General features: G+C 71.3%; 1 pseudogene. It reads left to right on the forward strand.

Features of this window, described 5'->3' with window-relative positions:
- Positions 1-421 precede the first annotated feature (421 nt).
- Positions 422-1,131 (forward strand): annotated as a pseudogene (locus BXY45_RS22800) (hypothetical protein); the annotation flags it as partial.

Here is a 1,131-nt window from a genome sequence, read left to right on the forward strand (position 1 = left end):
ACCGCTCTGGACGCTGCACCAGCAATGACGGCATGATCAGCGAAGCTGACCTCGCAAGGTGACAACGGAAGTACACCACTCCGAGGGACGTGACCGGGGCGGACGCACGCCGGGCAGCGGTCGACGAAGAACGACAGCGAGCCCTCGCTACAGCTGCGGCCACGAGAGAGGTGACCAGCGCACGGGCCTGTCTTGCCCGACACACCCAGGCGGACGCCGGCCTGACAGGTAGCCGGCCCGGCGTCAGCAGTCTCTAGCTGCCGGAGGCCACCCTCGCTGGTAGGTGAGCCTCACCGAACGCGCGAAGTCCGCCGGTGTGATTACTCCGAACGGGTGAACTCCAGATTGCTCGACACGCCGCCCCATGCAGCCGCTTCGAACGCCTATCGGACTGTCGGTGGTGCCCCCTAACGTCTCTTGCATGACCTGGACCGGCACCGAAGCGCCCCACCACGGCGCCGACGACGCCGGCCTGCCCACCGGCAGCAGCACCCCACCCCCAACCGCTGAACACCCGCCCTCTGAGCAGCCCTGGGAAGGGTGGGAGCCCCTGGCCCCCGGCGCCCTGGGCGCCCCCACTGCTCCTGCGAGGCAGGCAGGCGCGGACCCCACCTCACATTCCGGCCTGTTCGCTGACATCCCCCCACTACCCCTGACCGGGCCCCTGGCCGATGCCCTGCACACCACCCGCATCGCCCTGGACGAGGCGGCCACCGCCGCCTGCTACCTCTCGAGCACCGGCGCCCACCAGCGCGTCGAAGCCCTCCAACGCGTCGCTGAGGCCCGCGACCTCACCGACGCCGTCCTGCTACGCCTGCTGGCCACCTTCACCCCCGAAGACCTACGCACCGTGGGCGCCACCAACCTCGTCGACCTGGTGCTGACCCACACCGGCTCCAGCCCCCAACGCGCCAACACCGAGGTCAAACTCGCCGCCGCCCTGACCGCCCCACCCCAGCACCCCGCACCCGCCGCCGGTGAGGGCGACACTGGTGACCAGGACGACGACGGCGACGCGACCGCCGACTCCGATGCCGACGCTGATCCCGACACGGCCGCCGACAGCGCCGAGGACGCTGCCGAACCCGCAGCTGGACTCCCGACCGGACTCCCCGCTGGTCCGGCGGCGGG

This window comes from Quadrisphaera granulorum, assembly GCF_003149145.1.
Classification (GTDB): Bacteria; Actinomycetota; Actinomycetes; order Actinomycetales; family Quadrisphaeraceae; genus Quadrisphaera; species Quadrisphaera granulorum.